This is a genomic window from Melaminivora alkalimesophila (assembly GCF_000282995.1).
Classification (GTDB): domain Bacteria; phylum Pseudomonadota; class Gammaproteobacteria; order Burkholderiales; family Burkholderiaceae_C; genus Melaminivora; species Melaminivora alkalimesophila.
The window spans coordinates 1-238 of sequence record NZ_ALEE01000604.1 but is presented as its reverse complement, the minus strand read 5'-3'; the positions used below and the strand labels follow the sequence as shown (position 1 = coordinate 238).

The following is a 238-nucleotide window of genomic DNA, read 5'->3' as shown; positions in this document are numbered from 1 at the left end:
GGCGCAGCCACTGGCTGTGGCTGGCGGGTGCGCTGGCCTTGCTGCTGCCCCAGCTGGTGCAGGCGACGGTCGGCCCGGGAGCGCTTGCCGATGCGCTCGACAGCCGGGCGCACAACTGGCTCGGGCTGGTCACGCGCCGGCCCTACACGGAAGACTATGTGCCGGTCTTCCCGTGGCTGGGCGTGGTGTGGTGGGGCTTGGCGCTGGGCAAGATGCTGCTGGCGCGGCCCGCGCCGCT

Annotated in this window: 1 protein-coding gene; it reads left to right on the top strand. The window is 73.5% G+C overall.

Annotated elements, in window-relative coordinates; translation table 11 throughout:
- A partial coding sequence (locus tag A612_RS11840; protein ID WP_040436755.1) for a heparan-alpha-glucosaminide N-acetyltransferase domain-containing protein occupies positions 1-238 on the top strand: 238 nt, incomplete at both ends.